This is a genomic window from Streptomyces smyrnaeus (assembly GCF_017676345.1).
GTDB lineage: Bacteria > Actinomycetota > Actinomycetes > Streptomycetales > Streptomycetaceae > Streptomyces > Streptomyces smyrnaeus.
In genome coordinates this window covers 78,290-94,912 of record NZ_JAFFZM010000010.1, presented here as the reverse complement: position 1 = coordinate 94,912, position 16,623 = coordinate 78,290, and the positions used below count along the sequence as shown (strand labels likewise).

19 protein-coding genes are annotated in these 16,623 nt (G+C 72.1%); 9 read left to right on the top strand and 10 right to left on the bottom strand.

What is annotated here, in order from left to right:
- Positions 1-33 precede the first annotated feature (33 nt).
- On the top strand, positions 34-453 hold the full coding sequence (locus JW613_RS17935; RefSeq protein ID WP_209211830.1) for a PPOX class F420-dependent oxidoreductase: 420 nt from the start codon (positions 34-36) through the stop codon (positions 451-453).
- On the opposite strand, the gene JW613_RS17930 is transcribed toward JW613_RS17935, so the two are convergent.
- From JW613_RS17930 to JW613_RS17920, 3 genes are all read right to left on the bottom strand, one after another.
- Entirely contained in the window at positions 407-1,948 is a 1,542-nt protein-coding gene (locus tag JW613_RS17930) for an AlkA N-terminal domain-containing protein (protein WP_209211829.1), read from the bottom strand. The genes JW613_RS17935 and JW613_RS17930 overlap by 47 nt on opposite strands.
- Before the next feature lie 132 nt (positions 1,949-2,080).
- Positions 2,081-3,193, bottom strand: coding sequence for a ribosome small subunit-dependent GTPase A (gene rsgA, locus JW613_RS17925; RefSeq protein ID WP_209211828.1), 1,113 nt, complete (start codon positions 3,191-3,193; stop codon positions 2,081-2,083).
- 356 nt (positions 3,194-3,549) lie between these two features.
- On the bottom strand, positions 3,550-4,626 hold the full coding sequence (locus JW613_RS17920; RefSeq protein WP_245225885.1) for a YihY/virulence factor BrkB family protein: 1,077 nt from the start codon (positions 4,624-4,626) through the stop codon (positions 3,550-3,552).
- Positions 4,627-4,766: 140 nt separating this feature from the next.
- Here JW613_RS17920 and JW613_RS17915 point away from each other — a divergent pair, with 140 nt between their 5' ends.
- Positions 4,767-6,452 (top strand): acyl-CoA dehydrogenase family protein, encoded by a 1,686-nt coding sequence (locus tag JW613_RS17915; RefSeq protein ID WP_209211826.1) that lies wholly within the window; start codon positions 4,767-4,769, stop codon positions 6,450-6,452.
- 120 nt (positions 6,453-6,572) lie between these two features.
- Here the strand turns inward: JW613_RS17915 and JW613_RS17910 are convergent, their stop codons facing one another.
- Positions 6,573-7,184, bottom strand: coding sequence for a TetR/AcrR family transcriptional regulator (locus JW613_RS17910; RefSeq protein ID WP_209211825.1), 612 nt, complete (start codon positions 7,182-7,184; stop codon positions 6,573-6,575).
- 91 nt (positions 7,185-7,275) lie between these two features.
- Here JW613_RS17910 and JW613_RS17905 point away from each other — a divergent pair, with 91 nt between their 5' ends.
- Entirely contained in the window at positions 7,276-8,241 is a 966-nt protein-coding gene (locus JW613_RS17905; protein WP_209211824.1) for a beta-ketoacyl-ACP synthase III, read from the top strand.
- Between the two features lie 105 nt (positions 8,242-8,346).
- Here the strand turns inward: JW613_RS17905 and JW613_RS17900 are convergent, their stop codons facing one another.
- Positions 8,347-9,294, bottom strand: coding sequence for a carbohydrate kinase family protein (locus JW613_RS17900; RefSeq protein WP_209211823.1), 948 nt, complete (start codon positions 9,292-9,294; stop codon positions 8,347-8,349).
- 447 nt (positions 9,295-9,741) lie between these two features.
- Here JW613_RS17900 and JW613_RS17895 point away from each other — a divergent pair, with 447 nt between their 5' ends.
- Positions 9,742-9,948: a hypothetical protein gene (locus tag JW613_RS17895; RefSeq protein WP_209211822.1), complete on the top strand. Its 207-nt coding sequence runs from the start codon at positions 9,742-9,744 to the stop codon at positions 9,946-9,948.
- Positions 9,949-10,023: 75 nt separating this feature from the next.
- Here the strand turns inward: JW613_RS17895 and JW613_RS17890 are convergent, their stop codons facing one another.
- The 5 genes from JW613_RS17890 to JW613_RS17870 form a co-directional block, all read right to left on the bottom strand.
- Positions 10,024-11,130, bottom strand: a complete 1,107-nt coding sequence (locus JW613_RS17890) for a metallophosphoesterase (protein ID WP_209211821.1) — start codon at positions 11,128-11,130, stop codon at positions 10,024-10,026.
- A 106-nt stretch (positions 11,131-11,236) separates the two neighbouring features.
- The gene (locus tag JW613_RS17885; RefSeq protein ID WP_209211820.1) at positions 11,237-12,685 is read right to left on the bottom strand and encodes an MFS transporter; all 1,449 of its coding nucleotides are present in this window, start codon (positions 12,683-12,685) and stop codon (positions 11,237-11,239) included.
- A complete protein-coding gene (locus JW613_RS17880) occupies positions 12,682-13,311 on the bottom strand; it encodes a TetR/AcrR family transcriptional regulator (protein WP_209211819.1) in 630 nt (209 codons plus the stop codon). Before JW613_RS17880 ends, JW613_RS17885 begins: the two co-directional genes overlap by 4 nt.
- Positions 13,312-13,344: 33 nt before the next feature.
- Positions 13,345-13,776, bottom strand: a complete 432-nt coding sequence (locus JW613_RS17875; RefSeq protein ID WP_307865936.1) for an ATP-binding protein — start codon at positions 13,774-13,776, stop codon at positions 13,345-13,347.
- Positions 13,773-14,015 (bottom strand): hypothetical protein, encoded by a 243-nt coding sequence (locus JW613_RS17870; protein ID WP_209211818.1) that lies wholly within the window; start codon positions 14,013-14,015, stop codon positions 13,773-13,775. Before JW613_RS17870 ends, JW613_RS17875 begins: the two co-directional genes overlap by 4 nt.
- Before the next feature lie 181 nt (positions 14,016-14,196).
- Between JW613_RS17870 and JW613_RS17865 the strand changes: the two genes are divergently transcribed.
- The 5 genes from JW613_RS17865 to JW613_RS17845 all read left to right on the top strand — a co-directional run bounded on the left by JW613_RS17865 (position 14,197) and on the right by JW613_RS17845 (position 16,481).
- On the top strand, positions 14,197-15,051 hold the full coding sequence (locus JW613_RS17865) for a helix-turn-helix domain-containing protein (protein WP_209211817.1): 855 nt from the start codon (positions 14,197-14,199) through the stop codon (positions 15,049-15,051).
- Positions 15,032-15,253, top strand: a complete 222-nt coding sequence (locus JW613_RS17860; RefSeq protein ID WP_209211816.1) for a DUF397 domain-containing protein — start codon at positions 15,032-15,034, stop codon at positions 15,251-15,253. Before JW613_RS17865 ends, JW613_RS17860 begins: the two co-directional genes overlap by 20 nt.
- A 36-nt stretch (positions 15,254-15,289) precedes the next feature.
- The gene (locus tag JW613_RS17855; RefSeq protein ID WP_209211815.1) at positions 15,290-15,595 is read left to right on the top strand and encodes a DUF397 domain-containing protein; all 306 of its coding nucleotides are present in this window, start codon (positions 15,290-15,292) and stop codon (positions 15,593-15,595) included.
- Positions 15,596-15,663: 68 nt separating this feature from the next.
- Positions 15,664-16,023, top strand: coding sequence for a DUF4180 domain-containing protein (locus tag JW613_RS17850; protein WP_209211814.1), 360 nt, complete (start codon positions 15,664-15,666; stop codon positions 16,021-16,023).
- The gene (locus JW613_RS17845; protein ID WP_307865935.1) at positions 16,020-16,481 is read left to right on the top strand and encodes an SMI1/KNR4 family protein; all 462 of its coding nucleotides are present in this window, start codon (positions 16,020-16,022) and stop codon (positions 16,479-16,481) included. Before JW613_RS17850 ends, JW613_RS17845 begins: the two co-directional genes overlap by 4 nt.
- Positions 16,482-16,623: the final 142 nt, after the last annotated feature.

Here is a 16,623-nt window from a genome sequence, read left to right as displayed (position 1 = left end):
CGGTACCGAGCGGAGCGTGTGACGCTGCCTGACATGACACCTGCGACGCACGCTTCCGGCTCCTCTCCCACCGATCCCCGCGACAAGGCGTTCACCCGGGCCGAGCGGGAGTACCTGTCCTCCCAGCGGCTCGGGCGGCTGGCGACGGTGGACCCCGAGGGGCAGCCGCAGAACAATCCGGTCGGCTTCTTCCCGCAGGACGACGGCACGGTCCTGGTGGGCGGTTTCGCGCTCGGCAGGACGAAGAAGTGGCGCAACCTGCGCACCCGGCCCCGGCTCGCCCTCGTGGTGGACGACATCGTCAGCCTCAAGCCGTGGCGGGTGCGCGGCGTGGAGATCCGGGGCGTCGCCGAACTGCGCGAAGGGCCGCACGATCTGGGTCCGCACTTCAGCGACGAGCTGATCGTCATCCATCCGCGCCGGGTGCACAGTTGGGGTCTGGAGGAGGAGTGAGCGTCGTGGCGTGCCACAGGTGGTGCAGCGCGTACGACCGCCAGGGGCGCCACTGCTCGGCCTGTGCGGCCTCGGCCCCGACCAGCGCCAGGCCGTGGCGTACGCCGACGTCGCCGGGGAGGAAGACGTCCGGGTCGCCCAGGGCCCGCATCCGCATGTAGCCGGCCGTCCACGGGCCCACTCCGGGCAGGGCCAGCAGAGCGCGTTCGGTCTCCTGACGGTCGGCGCCCGGGTCGAGCACGACGGTGCCGTCCGCGAGGGCCGCGGCGACGGTGCGAATGGTGCGGCGGCGGCTCTCGGGCATGCCCAGCTCCGCGAGGGGCGCCTCGGCGAGCGCGTCCGCCTCGGGGAACAGATGGGTGAGCGTGCCGTCGGGCGCCGCCAGTGGCTTGCCGTAGGCCGCGACGAGCCGGCCGCCCAGCGTGCGTGCGGCACCGACGGTGACCTGCTGGCCGAGGACCGCGCGGATCGCCAGCTCGTGCGCGTCGGCGGCGCCGGGTGAGCGCAGGCCCGGTGTGCGGGCGGCCAGTTGCGCCAGCGCCGGGTCGTCGCCGAGCCGCTCGACGACCGCGTACGGGTCGGCGTCCAGGTCGAACAGCCGCCGCACGCGCTGTACGGCGGTCGTCAGATCCCGCAGGTCCCCCAGGTGCAGCCGGCAGTCGAGCCAGCCCTTGCCACTGCGCGCCGGGCACTCGTCGACCTCCACGAGGCCGGTGCCGTACGGCAGGTTCAAGGTGCGCCGGTAGGTGCGGCTGCCGGGCGCACCCAGCATCTCCTCGACGCCGGGTATCACGCGGCGCTCCAGGAAGCCGAAGATCTGTCCGGTGGCGTACGACCCGCGGTACGCCAGCCGCAGCGGCACACCGGCGGCTGCCCCACCGCCGTGGGTGGCGGCCTCCCGCGCCTCGGGGCGGCCCGCGGGCCCGTGTCCGCCCCGCGCCGAGGCCGCGCGCAGCTCGCTGGGTGTCCGGGCGTAGATCTCCCGGACCGTGTCGTTGAACTGCCGCACGCTGGCGAAGCCCGCAGCGAACGCGACCTGGGTGACGGGCAGCGGCGTCGTCTGCAGCAGCACCCGCGCGGTGTGCGCCCGCTGGGCCCGCGCCAGCGCCACGGGTCCGGCGCCGAGCTCGGCGGTCAGCTGGCGCTGCACCTGGCGGGGGCTGTAGCCGAGCCGCTCGGCCAGGCCCGCCACGCCCTCCCGGTCCACCACACCGTCGGAGATCATCCGCATCGCGCGGCCCACCAGGTCGGCGCGTACGTTCCACTCGGCGGAGCCGGGTACCGCGTCCGGGCGGCACCGGCGGCAGGCGCGGAAGCCGGCGGCCTGGGCCGCCGCGGCCGTGGGGTAGAAGCGGACGTTCTCCCGCTTCGGGGTCACTGCCGGGCAGCTCGGCCGGCAGTAGATGCCGGTGGTGCGCACCCCCAGGAAGAACACCCCGTCGAAGCGGGCGTCCCTGCTGCGTACGGCCTCGTACCTGCTGTCTTGTGTGGTCACGTCCTCCAGTGTGCGAGGAGCACCGACCAGGAGCTAGCGGGAATCGGACATGACCGTCGGTCCGTATCCGCCCGCTCCCGCTCGCTCCTGATCGCTCCCGGTCGCTCAAGGAGCCCGTGGCCGCAGGCTCGGCTACCGCTGGTGGCGCGGGCCGCGCTTGCGCTCCATCATGTGGCGGCCCAGCGCCTGCCGCTGCTTGAACACCTTGCGCTGCTCGGCGCGCAGCCGTGCGTCCGTACGGGCCGCGAGGCGGGCGTTCTCCCGCAGCAGCTTGCGGTAGCTGTCCAGGCGCCGTTCGGGCAGGGCGCCGCCTTCGACCGCCGCGAGGACGGCACAGCCGGGCTCGGACCGGTGCGCGCAGTCCTGGAAGCGGCAGTCGGAGGCGAGCTCCTCGATCTCGGAGAACGCCTGGCCGAGCCCGTCCTCGGCGTCCCACAGGCCGACCCCCCGCAGTCCCGGGGTGTCGATGAGGACACCGCCGCCCGACTCGGCGGGCAGGGGCAGCAGATTGCGGGTGGTCGTGGTGTGCCGGCCCTTGCCGTCCCGGTCGCGGATGGCCTGCACCGACTGCGCCCGGTGTCCGAGCAGCGCGTTGGCCAGCGTGGACTTGCCCGCGCCCGACTGGCCGAGCAGCGCCGTGGTACCGCCCGCGAGGACGGCGGCGAGGATGTCGACGCCCTCGCCCGTCTCCGCGCTGACGGGCAGCACCTGGACACCGGGCGCGCAGGTCTCCGCGTCCGCGACCAGGTGCGCGACGGTGGCCTCGTCGGGTACGAGGTCCGCCTTGGTGAGGGCGAGCAGCGGTTGCGCGCCGCTGCTCCACGCCAGGGAGATGAACCGCTCGATACGGCCCAGGTCCAGTTCCGCGCCGAGGGAGACGGCGATCAGCGCGTGGTCGACGTTGGCGGCGAGGACCTGGCCCTCGGAGCGCTTGGAGGAGGTGGAGCGGACGAAGGCGGTACGGCGCGGAAGCAGTGTCCGTACGTACGGCGGGGCGCCGTACGCGTCGACCACTGCCCAGTCGCCCGTGCACACGACCCGCATCGGGTCGCGCGGGACGACGAATTCGGTGTCGGCGCGGAGGATGCCCGCCGGGGTGACCAGATCGCACTGGCCCCGGTCGACGCGCACCACCCTGCCGGGGAGCGGGTCCGGTCCGGCGGTTGCCGGATCGGCGCTCGCCCGGACGAAGGCGGCCTGCCACTCGGCGTCCCAGCCGTATGCGACCAGCGCCTCGTCACGCATGTCGGACGTGCTGTGCAACAAAGGATTGCCCTTCGCAGGGGCGGCCCCGGCTCGAAGAAGGGAGGTCTCAGCGAATCAGCTGGTCAGCCGGTGGCCACGGAGGTGGATATGAGGGACCGGATACGGGCAGCGCCCGTCGCACGGACAGCCATCGGTCACACCTCCGTTCCTCGTCGCGCAGCGAAAACCTGCGGCACGGCCGGCACCGTGGCCCGGCGCCACCGTGCGGATGGCAGGGACAGTAACCCCGGGCCGCGCCCCGCCGCCACCGTATTTTCCGCGGCGGCACCTCCTGCCGTCCGCCGCACGCCGTCCGCCGCACGCCGCCCGCCGTCCGGTGGCCCGGTGCCGGAGGGTCAGTCGCGCCGCGGCGCGTCGTCGTCCGCCTCGTCGCGGTCGCGCCCGCGTGGGCGCAGCAGTCGGCCCCGGACGTCCTCGGGAGGCAGGAACTTCGTCCAGCGCTCGGGGAACTCGGCGGGGGCGTCCAGGTCGAAGGGGTCGTCGTCCTCTTCCTCGGCCAGCCGGCGGCGGCGCGCCGCCACGGCGGCGACGACCTCGGCCGCCGCCTCCTCGCGGCGCCGCTCGTTGGCGCGCCGGGCCGCCGCCGTGGCCACCGAGGGCCACACATGGTCGATGGCCGCGTTGACCGCTGCGCCCACCAGCACGGCGAAGGCGGAGACGCCGATCCACAGCAGTACGGCGACGGGCGCGGCGAGGGAGCCGTAGATGGTGGGGCCCTCGACGGTGTTCGTCAGATACAGCCGCAGCAGGAAGCTGCCGAGCACCCACATCACGAGCGCCACCAGCGCACCGGGGATGTCCTCCCGCCAGGGTGAGCGCACCGGCACGGAGACGTGGTAGAGCGTGGTGAGAAAGACGATGGACAGCAGCAGCACGACGGGCCAGTAGAAGACGCCGACCACCCACTGGGCCTGCGGCACCAGCCGCAGCACCGCGTCCGGACCCGCCACCATCAGCGGCAGCGCCACCGCGCCGATCACCAGTGCCACGAGGTAGAGGAAGAAGGCCAGCAGCCGGGTCTTGACGATGCCGCGCCGGCCGTCCAGCCCGTACATCACGGTGATGGTGTCGATGAAGACGTTGACCGCGCGGGAGCCGGACCACAGGGCCAGCGCGAAGCCGAGCGAGATGACGTCGGGCCCGCCGCCCCTGATCACATCGTCGATGAGCGGCCGGGCGATCTGGTCGACGCCCTTCTCGGACAGGACCGTGGAGGACGCGTCCAGGAAGTTCTGCCGGATCATCTCGATCGTGTCGGCGCCGATCCAGTCCAGGTAGCCCAGCAGACCGATCACGCCCAGGAGCAGCGGCGGGATCGAGATCAGGGTGAAGAACGCCGCCTCGGCCGCCAGCCCCAGGACGCGGTACTCCATGCACGAATTGACGGTGTCCTTGAGCAGCAGCCACGCCATCCTCCTTTTGGGGACGTCGCGGTACTTGACCCGCGCCCGGCGGAAGTGGCTGTGGGACCGCCGAGGAGCCCACCGCGGGGCCCGTCCGGCGGTCTGCTCAGGGGTTTCCTCAACTGCACGCACCTCTTTAACGTATCTGTATGCCACCCTCGACACACACCGTGACCAACCAGGCCCCGCCGCTGGTCGACTACGACGTCTTCTCCACCGACCCCGCGCTGGTCGAAGGCGTGGCCCGCCATGTGGCCTCCGAGCACGCCGAGGAGGCGCACGCCGAGCTGACCGAGCTGGGCGGCGCCGCCGGTTCGGCCCAGGCGCAGGAGTGGGGCAGGCAGGCCAACGCGTACCCGCCGGTGCTGCGGACGCACGACCGGTACGGCCACCGGATCGACGAGGTCGACTTCCATCCCGCGTATCACCGGCTGATGGAGCGCGCGGTGGGTGCGGGGCTGACGGATGCGTGGTCGCGGCCCGACGGGCAGCTGCGGCGCACGGCGGGCTTCTACGTGTGGTCCCAGGTGGAGGCGGGGCACAGCTGCCCGGTCTCGATGTCGCACGCGGCCGTGCCCGCGCTGCGCAAGGATCGCGTGCTGGCCGCCGAGTGGGAGCCGCTGCTGAGCTCGCACTCCTACGACTGGGGCCTGGACCGGCCGGCGAGCGCCAAGCTGGGGGCGATCGCCGGGATGGGCATGACGGAGAAGCAGGGCGGCAGCGATGTACGGGCCAACACCACCGAGGCCGTGCCGCTGACGGGTGAGGGCGCCGGCGAGGGTGAGTACACGCTGCTGGGGCACAAGTGGTTCTGCTCCGCGCCGATGTCGGACGTCTTCCTGGTGCTGGCGCAGGCCTCCCCTGGCCGGGGAGAGGGGGGACTGAGCTGTTTCCTGGTGCCCCGGGTGCTGCCGGACGGTACGCGTAACGCGTTCCGTATCCAGCGGCTCAAGGACAAACTGGGCAACCGCTCCAACGCCTCCAGCGAGGTCGAGTTCGACGGCACCACCTGGGCGCGCCGCGTCGGCGAGGAGGGCCGCGGGGTGGCGACGATCATCGAGATGGTGGCGGCGACCCGGCTGGACTGTGTGACGGGGTCGGCGGCGCTGATGCGGCAGGCCGTCGCACAGGCCACGCACCACACCGCGCACCGCTCGGCGTTCGGCAAGCTGCTGATCGAGCAGCCGCTGATGCGCAACGTGCTGGCGGACATGGCGCTGGAGTCGGAGGCGGCCACCACGCTGGCGCTGCGGCTGGCGGCGGCGTACGACAGCGCGGCGGGCGAGGGCGAGCAGGCGGCAGCGGACCGCGCGTTCCTGCGGCTGGCGCTGCCGACAGCGAAGTACTGGGTGACCAAGCGGTGTGTGCCGCTGGCGGGCGAGGCGCTGGAGTGCCTGGGCGGCAACGGCTATGTGGAGGAGTCGCCGATGCCGGGGCTGCTGCGCGAGTCGCCGCTCAACTCGCTGTGGGAGGGCTCGGGCAACGTCCAGGCCCTGGATGTGCTGCGGGCGCTGCAGCGCTCCCCCGAGTCGCTGAACGCCTTCCTGACCGAGATCGGGCAGGCGCACGGCGCCGACCACCGGCTGGACGCCGCGACCAAGGACGTGTTCTCCCAGCTGGCCGACCTGGAGGGGATCGAGTCCCGGGCGCGGCGGCTGGTGGAGCGGATGGCGCTGGTGCTCCAGGGGTCGCTGCTGGTGCGGTTCGCGCCGCCCGCGGTCTCCGACGCCTTCTGCGCCTCCCGGCTGGGCGGCGACTGGGGGGCAGCCTTCGGCACCCTGCCCTCGGGCCTCGACCTGGCGGCGATCGTGGAGCGGGCGCTGCCGGTGGCGTAGGGCGCTCAGCTGCTGGGGATGGGGTGCCCCTGTCGGTCGCTCGCAGGCTGCGAGTGCTTTGTGGTTCGTCGCGCCATTCCCCGCGCCCCTTCGGGGCACGTCCCCTGCGGCGCCTGAGGATCAGGCGTTGGGACCCAGCAGCCGGTCCAGCGCCCGGCGCGTCCGCGCCGGCGCGGTGGCGTCGGCGAAGAGCTGGAGCTCCTGGTTGAGTCCCATGTAGAGCCCGTGCAGTTCGAAGGCGAGCTGTTCGGGCTCCACATCGCCGGGGAGCTCCCCCACCTCGACGGCGATGCGCAGATCGTTCACGAGCAGCCGCCGGCCGCGCAGCATGAAGCGCGCCACCGTGTCGTGGACCGGGCCGCCGCGGGTGTCGAACTCGATGGAGGCGGCGGTGAACAGGCAGCCGCCGGGGAAGGCGGTGCGTTCCACCTCCAGATAGCGGATCCATGCCTCGCAGAAGGCCCGCAGCCTGACCAGGCCCGGTCGCAGTCCGGCGACGGGCTCCCACACCAGCCGGGTGAACAGCCCGGAGGCGCCGTGCAGCGCGGCGAGCTGGAGCGCCTGTTTGGAGCCGAAGTGGCCGAGCACGCCCGCCTTGCTCATACCGAGGTCGGTGGCGAGCCGCCCGATGGTCAATCCCTCCAGCCCCTCGACGGAACCGATGGCGACGCTGCGCTCGATGATCCGCTCCCGCGTTCTGCGGGCCTCGGCGGCGGACTTGCGTGGGCTCATGCGCCCATCGTAACCAGCCCATCCGTTTAACTTCCGATCGATCGGTTGCTATATTCCCGCCATCCATTCCCTCAGCGAGGAGAAGAACACCGTGCCGGGAACCCGCATCGCAGCGCTGGGCCACCACCAGCCCGAACGCGTCATGACCAACGACGAGCTGGCGAACATGGTGGAGACCAGCGACGCGTGGATCCGCCAGCGCACCGGAATCGTCACCCGGCGCATCGCCGCCGAGACCGAGACGGTCGCCGACCTGGCCACCGTGGCCGCGGGCAAGGCGCTCGCCGCGGCCGGGCTGGACCCCGCCGACATCGACCTGGTCGTGCTGGCGACCTGTTCGGCGCGGGACCGCTGCCCCAGCAACGCGGCGCAGGTCGCCCGCGCCCTCGGCATCCCCTCCGCCGTCGCCTACGACCTCAACAACGGCTGCGCGGGCTTTTGCACCGCGCTGGCCTCCGCGAGCCATTCGGTGAGCGCGGGCGCGGCGCGGCACGCACTGGTGATCGGCGCGGAGAAGATGTCCGACGTCACGGACTGGACCGACCGCACCACCTGCGTCCTGTTGGCCGACGGAGCGGGCGCGGCGGTCGTCAGCGCCGTCCCGGACACCGAACAGCAGGGCGGGCCGGAGGGCATCGGGCCCGTCGAGTGGGGCTCGGACCCGTCGCGGGGCGACACGGTACGGCTGCTGGACGACTGGCAGCCGCGGTTCGCACAGGAGGGGCAGGCCGTCTTCCGCTGGGTCACCACCGAACTTCCCGCACTGGCCCGCCGCGCGTGCGAACGGGCCGGGCTCGCGCCGGGCGACCTGGCGGGTGTGGTCACCCACCAGGCCAACCTGCGCATGATCGAGGCCCTGCTGCGCCAGCTGGACCTCGCCGAGGACGTGGTGATCGCCCGGGACGTGGCGGAGTCCGGCAACACCTCGGCCGCCTCCGTACCGCTGGCCCTCGCCAAGCTGGTGGAGCGGCGCGAACTCGCGCCGGGCGCCCCCGTGCTGCTGCTCAGCTTCGGCGGCGGCCTCTCCTGGGCGGGCCAAGTGGTGCGCTGCCCGTGAGGGCCCCCGCCCCCGGGGAGGGGGTGCCCCTGTCGGCGCATCTCGGGGTGCGGGAGTGCCGTGGCTGGTCGCGCAGTTCCCCGCGCCCCTGAGAGGGCCCGGCTCCTAATCGAGGTCCTTCGCCCAGGGCGGGTTGGCTCCGCGTACCGAGACGACGGCGGCGGCCACCCGTACGCCGAACTCCAGGGCTTCGGTGACCTGCTGCCCGGTGAGGCCGTCCAGTCTGCCGCCCAGCGCCCCGGCCGTGTGCAGGGCGTGCAGGAAGCCGGCCATGAAGGAGTCGCCCGCACCCACGGTGTCCACGACCCGGGTGGGCGGCGTAGGTACATGGGCGCGGGCGCCGTTGAGCGAGGCCAGGACGCCCTCGGCGCCCAGGGTGACCACGACCAGCGGCACACCGTCCGCGTGGAAGATGTCGGCGGCGTCCTCGGGGGCGGCGCCGGGGTGCAGCTGGGCCAGATCGTCGTCGGACAGGCGCAGGATGTCGGCGGTCGCGCACCAGCGGGGCAGCGCCTCGCGGTAGACGGCCGGATCGACCAGCAGCGGACGCACATTGGGGTCGATGGAGACGGTGGCGCGGTCGCGTATCGCCGCCAGGAGGCGCTCGACGGCCGGGCCGCCGGGCTGCTGGACCAGCGCGAGCGAGCCGGTGTGCAGACAGGTCAGGGAGCCGGCGGTTGCGGTGGCCAATTCGTCGTCGGTCCACTGCCAGTCGGCGGTCTGCTGCGCGTGGAAGGCGTAGTCGGCAGTGCCGTCCTCGGCGACGTCCGCCACGGCCAGGGTGCTGGGTTCGGCAGCGCGCACCGCGTGGCTCAGGTCGACCCCGGACCCCGCGAGGCGGGAGGCGAACAGCCGCCCGAACACGTCGTGCGAGAGCCGGCCCAGGAACCGGGTGGGGGTGCCCAACCGCGCCAGCGCCACCGCCGTGTTGGCGGGGCCGCCCCCGGGGAAGACGTCCAGCGCGAGCGGCGCGGCAGCCTCGCCGCCCGGCGGTGCGACGAACGCGTCGGCAACGCACTCGCCCAGCACGGCGATGGGGTGTTCAGCGGTCATCTCGGCCCTCTCGGTCTCGCCTCGAACACGGGTCCAGTCCTGACGGGCTCCTACGGTACGGTCACCCCGCACCCGGGCGAGCCGCGGCACCCGCACCCGGGGGATTCATCCCCGTCCCCTGCGGCCGATCCCCGGCAATCCCGGTTCGCCGAGGGCTCCGAGCGCCCCTCGTCCCCGCCGCTGACTGGTTCGACGCACGGCTCCACGTCCGGGAGGTCGGGCCGGTGGGGCCGTTGTGACGACGACTGCCCGCCGGCGGATGTGAAGCCGTCGTCCGTACGCCACCCGTCGGTCCGTGCTCCCCTGTCCGTGCTCCCCGGTATGGGGGAAATTCGGCCGCTTTCCGTTCGGACAGCCAGCACTTCCGGACAAGTACCGAGTGACCGAATCAGCCGATTCAGGCGCTTCGTGCTCCACAGACGGAACACAGACGGAATGGAGAACAACATGCGCGCTCGCACAGCGCTCGCCGCCCTCGCTTTCGCCACAGCCGCCGCACTCGGCGGGGCGGTGGTGCCCGCCTCCGCACACGACGCCTCGGCATCGGCAGCGGCCGACAGGGACGCCTACCTGAAGTGCAAGGCGAAGGCCAAGGCGGATGGCTTGACTGACCTCCAGGCCCATCTGAAGTGCAAGCACCTGCTGGACCTCTGACCACCGCTGTCGGAATCCGCCGTGGCGTGCTCCAGGGCCAACGCCCCGGGGCACGTCCACGGGCCGATCGCCGGCTCAGTTGCGGGCTGGCAGCCGGTCGGTGCGGGTGTGGTGGTAGGCGTGGGTGGGTTCGCCCGTGCCGGGGTCGAGGGTGTAGGCGTCCACGGCCACCTGCTGCGCGTTGATGGTCAGCAGCATGAAGCCGAGCGTGTCGTACGCCTCCCAGAACGCCTTGTTGCTCGGCTCGTCCGCGCGCCCCTTGGTCTTGGCGGCGGCGCCGCACACGATCTGCTGGGTGCCCTGGTAGTCGGCGCCGGTGTCCAGGATCTGCAGCGTGTGGTCGTGGCCGGAGAGGATGAACTCGGCCTTGCCGACCACGACTTCCTCGTACAGCTTCTTGACGTGCTTGCCGCTCAGATAGTCGCCGCAGCTGATGCCCTCGTACTCGCCGGCGTTGCGGTGCGTGCCGTTGTTGCGCAGCGGGTGATGGGCGAAGACGAACTTCCAGCGGGCGCGGGAGGCGGCGAGGGCCTTCGCCAGCCAGGCGCGCTGCTCGCGTGCGAAGGGCCCGTTCCAGTAGTACTCGGGGTCGGTCTGGAGCACGTAGGAGGACAGCGGCGTGGTGTCGAGCGCGAAGAACTCGGCCACCGGCTCGGCGGCGCCGCCGGGTACGGCCACGGAGTAGTAGCGGCTGGGCATGTACCAGCGCGCCGAGTGCGCGTGGTACGCCACCTCGTGGTCGCCGCGTGAGGGCCACCCGCCGCTGCCGGGGATGATGCCGCTGGTGTCGTGGTTGCCGAGGACCATCAGCCAGGGGACGTCGATACCGGTGTTGGGGCGCTCGAACTTGGACTGGAACTCGTCGTCCGTGGAGCTCTCGGGGCCGTTCTCGTAGATGTTGTCGCCGAGCCCGATCGCCAGATCCACGCCGCGCCGGGCGCACACCGCGCGGGCGGCGTCGGCGACCTTCCACTGGCCGTCCTCGCCGGTGCCCGCGTCGCCGGTCAGCAGCACGGTCAGCTCGGCCTTGTCGGGTATCGGCAGCTTGTCGGCCCCGCCCCCGGCGGCGTGCACGGGGTGCGCCAGTGCGCCGCCGCCCAGTACGGCGGCGGCGCCCGCGCCGCCGACCCCCGCGAGCACCGTCCGTCTGCTGACGCCGCCGCCGGTCCCCTCGGTCCCCATGCGTCTCTCCTCCCGTGCCACAGGTGTCCTGCGCACACGCCACCTCCCACAGCTGAAGGTGGCATGTACACGGCGCAGCTAAGAGTGGGCGCGGCGGTGACAGGTGTCAATACTTGCCGGTAACCCCGCTTCGCTCCCCGACGGCGGCCGGACTTCCGGACCCGCGCACATTCTGGTCCGGGACGGCGAGCCGGGCGGCCGGCAGCAGACCGGCGCCCGCCGCCAGCGCCAGCGCGGTCAGCGTGGGGCCCGCCGCCGCGACGAACGCGGCGTCCGCCGACTGTCCGACAGGCGTCCAGGCGGACATCAGCGTCGTCGCCACCGCGACACCCGACGCGGGCCCGAGGTTCATCACCGTCTGCTTCAGTCCGCCCGCCACCCCCGCGTGTTTCGCCGGGGCCCGGCGTACGACGACGGACGTGGCGGTCACCATCACGGCCGCGAACCCCGCGCCCAGCGCGAAGAACGCCACCCCGACCGCACCGGCACCCGTGCCCGCGTCCGTACGGGACAGCAGCCCCACCCCGGCCGCGAGCACCACCACCCCGCCCTGGGCGACGCGGCGCGGACCGTACCGCCGCAGCAGTACGGCGCACAGCGGTGCGCCCGCCACCATGGTCGCCGCCAGCGGCAGCGTGCGCAGCCCGCACTCGAAGGGATCGAGTCCGATCACGTCCTGGAGGAGGAACGTCCCGATGAACAGCGTCCCGTGCAGCGCCGCCGAAGCCAGCAGCAACAGTGCCAGCGCGGGCGAGATGCCCGGCGTACGCAGCAGCCCGGCAGGCAGCAACGGCTGGGCCCGGGTGCGGCGTTCGTGGCGCACGAAGGCGACCGACGCCGCCGCGCCCGCGACCGCCGCGAGCCCGCTGATCGCCGTCCAGCCGCCCTGCGGTACGGCGATCAGCGTGTGCACCAGGCACAGCAGCGCCACCGCGAACAGACCGGCGCCGGGCAGGTCGAGGCCGCCGGGCGGGGCGGACACCGGGGCGCTCCGCCTCACCAGCAGCACGGGCAGTCCCACCGCCAGTGCGGCCGGGACGTTGAGGAAGAACACCGCCCGCCAGCCCAGTTCGGCCGCCACCACCCCGCCGAGCACCGGGCCCGTCGCGGCGGCCAGCCCGATGACGCTCGTCCGCACGGCAATCGGCATCCCGAGCCGCTCCGGCGGGAAGGCCGTGCGCAGCATGCCGAGTGTGGCCGGTTGCAGCAGTGCACCGAAAACCCCCTGCACGGCGCGCAGTGCGATGACCCAGCCGATGCCGTCGGCGACACCGATCCCCGCCGAAGCGGCACCGAAGCCGAGCATGCCGAGGGCGAAGAGCCGCCGGTGCCCGTACCGGTCGCCGAGCCGCCCGGCGAAGACCAGCAGACCGGCGACCGCGACCAGGTAGCCGGTACTCGTCCACTGCACCTGCGCGAGCGTCGCACCCAACTCCCGCTGCAGCGACGGCTGTACGACGACGAGCACGGTGCCGTCCAGCGCCACGACGGCGGCCCCGGTGGCGCTGGCGACGAGGGTGAGCGCCCGTATGCCCCGCCCGGAGGGCGCACTCACGCGCCCTCCGGACCGAGATGCGCCTCCAGGACGGCACGCAGCACATCGTCCTCCTCGGCCCCGGTGGCCAGTTGGAGGCTGCGCCAGGCGCCCAGCTGGGCGATACCGTGCAGGCTCGCCCAGAGGGCGCCCGCGACGGTACGCGGGTCCGCCACCCCCGGGCCGCCGACGGGGTTGCTGCTGCCGCCGATTCCATCGTCGCGCCGAGCACGTGCGACCAGGTCCGCCAGGACGTCGAACAGCGGGAGACTCACCTCGCGCAACCCCAGCTCGCCGCTCTCCAGCAGATCGTGGCGGAACATCAGCTCGTACATCCCGCGCTGGTCCCGGGCGAAGGCCAGGTAGACGGCCGCCAGCGCGGTCAGCTGAGCCCGGGGGCCGTCCTCCTCCCGCTCCGCCAGTACGCGTCCGGCCTCGGCCGCCAGCCGGGCGAACCCCTCGCGGGCGATGGCGGACAGCAGCGAGAGATGGGTCGGAAAGTACCGGCGTGGCGCCCCGTGGGAGACACCCGCGTGCCGGGCGATCTCCCTGAGGGAGACCCCCCGGGCACCTTCCTTCGCGACCAGCTCCACCCCTGCGTCGACCAGCCGTTCGCGCAGCCCGGCCGCCGTGTTCGGTTCATTCATAGACACTGTCTACCAGTTCGCCGTAGACAGTGTCTACGCGGTCGGCGCCGCAGGTAGCTCACACCACACCGTCTTCGCGTACGCCCCCTGCTCCACTCCCCACCGCAGCGCCAGCGCGTCGATGAGCGCGATCCCCCTGCCGCCCTCCGCGTCGGGCGCCGCCGCGAGGAGAACGGGGAGCGGGCGCGGGTCCGGATCCGTCACCCCGACCCGGACCCGCTCACTCCCGCACCAGGTCACCCGCACGGTCGCCGGGGCACCCTCCCCCACGTGCAGCACGACGTTGGTGAGCAGTTCGCTGACACAGAGCGCCGCCACCTCGGCCGCCTGCGGCGCTCCCCACCGCGCGCAGTGGGCGGCCACCTCATGGCGCACCGCGCCGATGTCCGCGGCTCGCGCCAGCACCGCGAGGGAGAGCGCGGGCCGCTGCGGGGTGGCGGTGATCCGCCACGTCTGGGTCCTCACCCCTCGACCCGCCCCTCCCCCGCCGCGTGGCGCAGCACTGCTGCGAGGGCGCGAGCCGTCGCGGTGTTGCAGTTGCCCAGCGAGATCAGCGTGTACGGCTGCCCTCCGGCATACGTCACCGGATCGACGCCGAGCGAGGGCAACGTGAGCCCATGGGCGCGGAGCGCCGCATCCAACTCGGCGATACATTCCTCGCTTTCCCCGTCGCTTTTCGATCGCCCGTACGCACATTCGTTCATTTGTCGCACCCTTCCTGAGCACTGCGTGACGAACCCCTCACACAATGGCCCCAGTACGGGTAGCGTTGCTGCTCATCGGGCTCCCGCAAGCGAACTGCCCATCAGCTACGACCAATTGCGGACCCACCGGGAATGGCTCCCACCCGAACGAAAACAGCCATCACTCTCTCGGCGGTGAACCGTGCCAGGACCCAAGGACATCGACGGCTCAGCAGGCGTGCCCACCTTCTACGGGAAGGAGCTCCGCTGGAAGCGCGAGCAGGCCGGACTGACCCAGCAACAACTGGTGGAGGGCAGCTTCTACGGCTACAGCCACCTCAGCGAGATCGAACGCGGGGAGCGGCGCATGCCCCCGGACCTCGCCGCGCACGTGGATGTGGTGCTGAAGACCGATGGGTTCTTCAGCCGCCGGTGTGAGGATGTGCGCCGCGCGCGACGGAGGGGGCACGCCTGGTATTACGAGAAGGCTCTCGACGCTGAGAAGAGGGCAGACACCATCGAGGTATGGGGGCCGAACCTTCTCCCGGGACTCCTCCAGACCCGGGCGTATGCCGAGGCAGTCGTTCGAGCAACACACCCGATGGAGACGTCTGACGAGGTGGCGATCAAGGTAGACGCCCGCCTGGCTCGCGCCGAACTCTTCGAAGTGGATCGTAAGAGGCCCATGTACTGGGTGATCTTGCATGAGGCGCTGTTGCGACTGCCGATCCTCCCGGATGCGCAGATGGCGGATCAGTTGGAACACATCGAGGAGTTGGCGCGCCGCCCACGCATCGTCCCACAGATCTTGCCGTGGAACGCAGGGCCGCATCCCTTCATGATGGGGACGGCCATGATCATGACCTTCCCCGATGCTCCATCTATGGTCTATACGGAGTCGCTACACAGCGGGGACACCATTGATGAACCAGCTCTCGTGAAGGAGTACCGGAGGTCTTACGATCTGCTCAGGGCCGCCGCGCTGCCGCCGGAGGCGTCCCTAGCCATGATCCAGGCAGCGGCAGAGGACTTCCGAAATGGCAAACACCGAGACTGACTCGCAGCTGGCTCGCTGGCGCAAGAGCTCATACAGCAACGGCAGCGGCGGCGAATGCGTAGAGGTCGCCGCCAACGCCACCGGCGGCTTCGTCCCGGTCCGCGACACCAAGACCGCACCCAGCGGCCCCATTCTCACCTTCCCCGCAACCCAGTGGACCCACTTCATCGAAGCTCTCCACAACGGGGACCTGAACGCCTGACACAGGCGGGCGCACTCCCACACAGAGGAGCCCAAGATGCCAGCAAGCCGACCCGACCTCCGTACAGCGAACTGGCGAAAGAGCAGCTACAGCAACGGCGACGGCGGCAACTGCCTCGAAGTCGGGCAACACTTCCCCGGAGCCGCACGCTGGCGCAAAAGCTCGTACTGCAACGGCGACGGCGGCGAATGCGTGGAGGTCGCCATCGAGGGGACCGGTGGCGGCATCGTCCCGGTCCGGGACACCAAGACCGCACCCACCGGCCAGGTGATCACCTTCCCCGCAACCCAGTGGGCCCGCTTCATCGGGGCGCTCCATAGCGGAGACGTGGGCGGGGCCTGACATCGGCGACGGCGGCGGCGCCACAATTGCGTCGCCGTCGGCGGCGAAGCCGTCTAACCTCGGCAGTCATGAGCAGCCTGGAGACGATCAGCGGCGTCACTGTCCTCGTCCACCCCGCCGAGGGGCGGACCATCGCCGGTGAGCGCGATGCGCTGGACATCATCGGCGACACGTCGTACCAGGGTGCCGAGTGGGCGGTCGTCCCCGTCTCCCGGCTGGACGAGGGGTTCTTCCGGCTGCGTACCCGCCTCGCGGGCGACATCATCCAGAAGTTCGTCCAGTACCGGGTCGGGCTCGCGGTCGTCGGTGACCTCTCCGCGCAGTTGGAGGCCAGCTCCGCGCTCCGCGACTTCGTGACGGAGTGCAACCGTGGGCGGCAGACCTGGTTCCTGGCCGACATGGAACAGCTGCGGGAACGGCTGGCGTGACGTTGCGACCCGGGCCGTGGAAAAAGGCCGTCCACCAGTCGTGCCCGGAGGCCGAATTCGGGGAGCCGGTCCACCCGGACAGAGTGGCGGACGCGGAGCAGCGGCTGGGTTGCCGTCTGCCGTCCCAGCTGGCGGATCTTCTGCGGGAGACCGACGGCATCGTCGGGCACGACGGGGTGGACACCGTCTGGACATTGGGCCGGATCGTGGAGGACAACCTCCGCTTCTGGTCCGACAGCGGCTTCGCGGCCCTCTACATGCCGTTCCAGCCGTTTCTCTTCTTCGGCGACAACGGAGGCGGCGACCAGTTCGCCTTCGTTCGCACGCCTCCCCGGGCCGACATCTTCGTATGGGAGCACGAGGACGACAGCCGGCGGTGGGTCGCCGGGGATCTGCGGGACTACCTCGGCCGCTCACTCGCGGACGGCGACGACGACTGGTACCGCCACCGCACTTGAATGCGTGAGACCGGCCGACGGCCGATCGACGGGCGCCTCGGTCGGACCGGCGAGCGGCACGCCGACGATCCGCTCCGCGTCCGCGCGGGTGGGCCCGCCGCCAAGTCGCTACTGACCCAGTACCTCTGCGGATGGTGCGCAG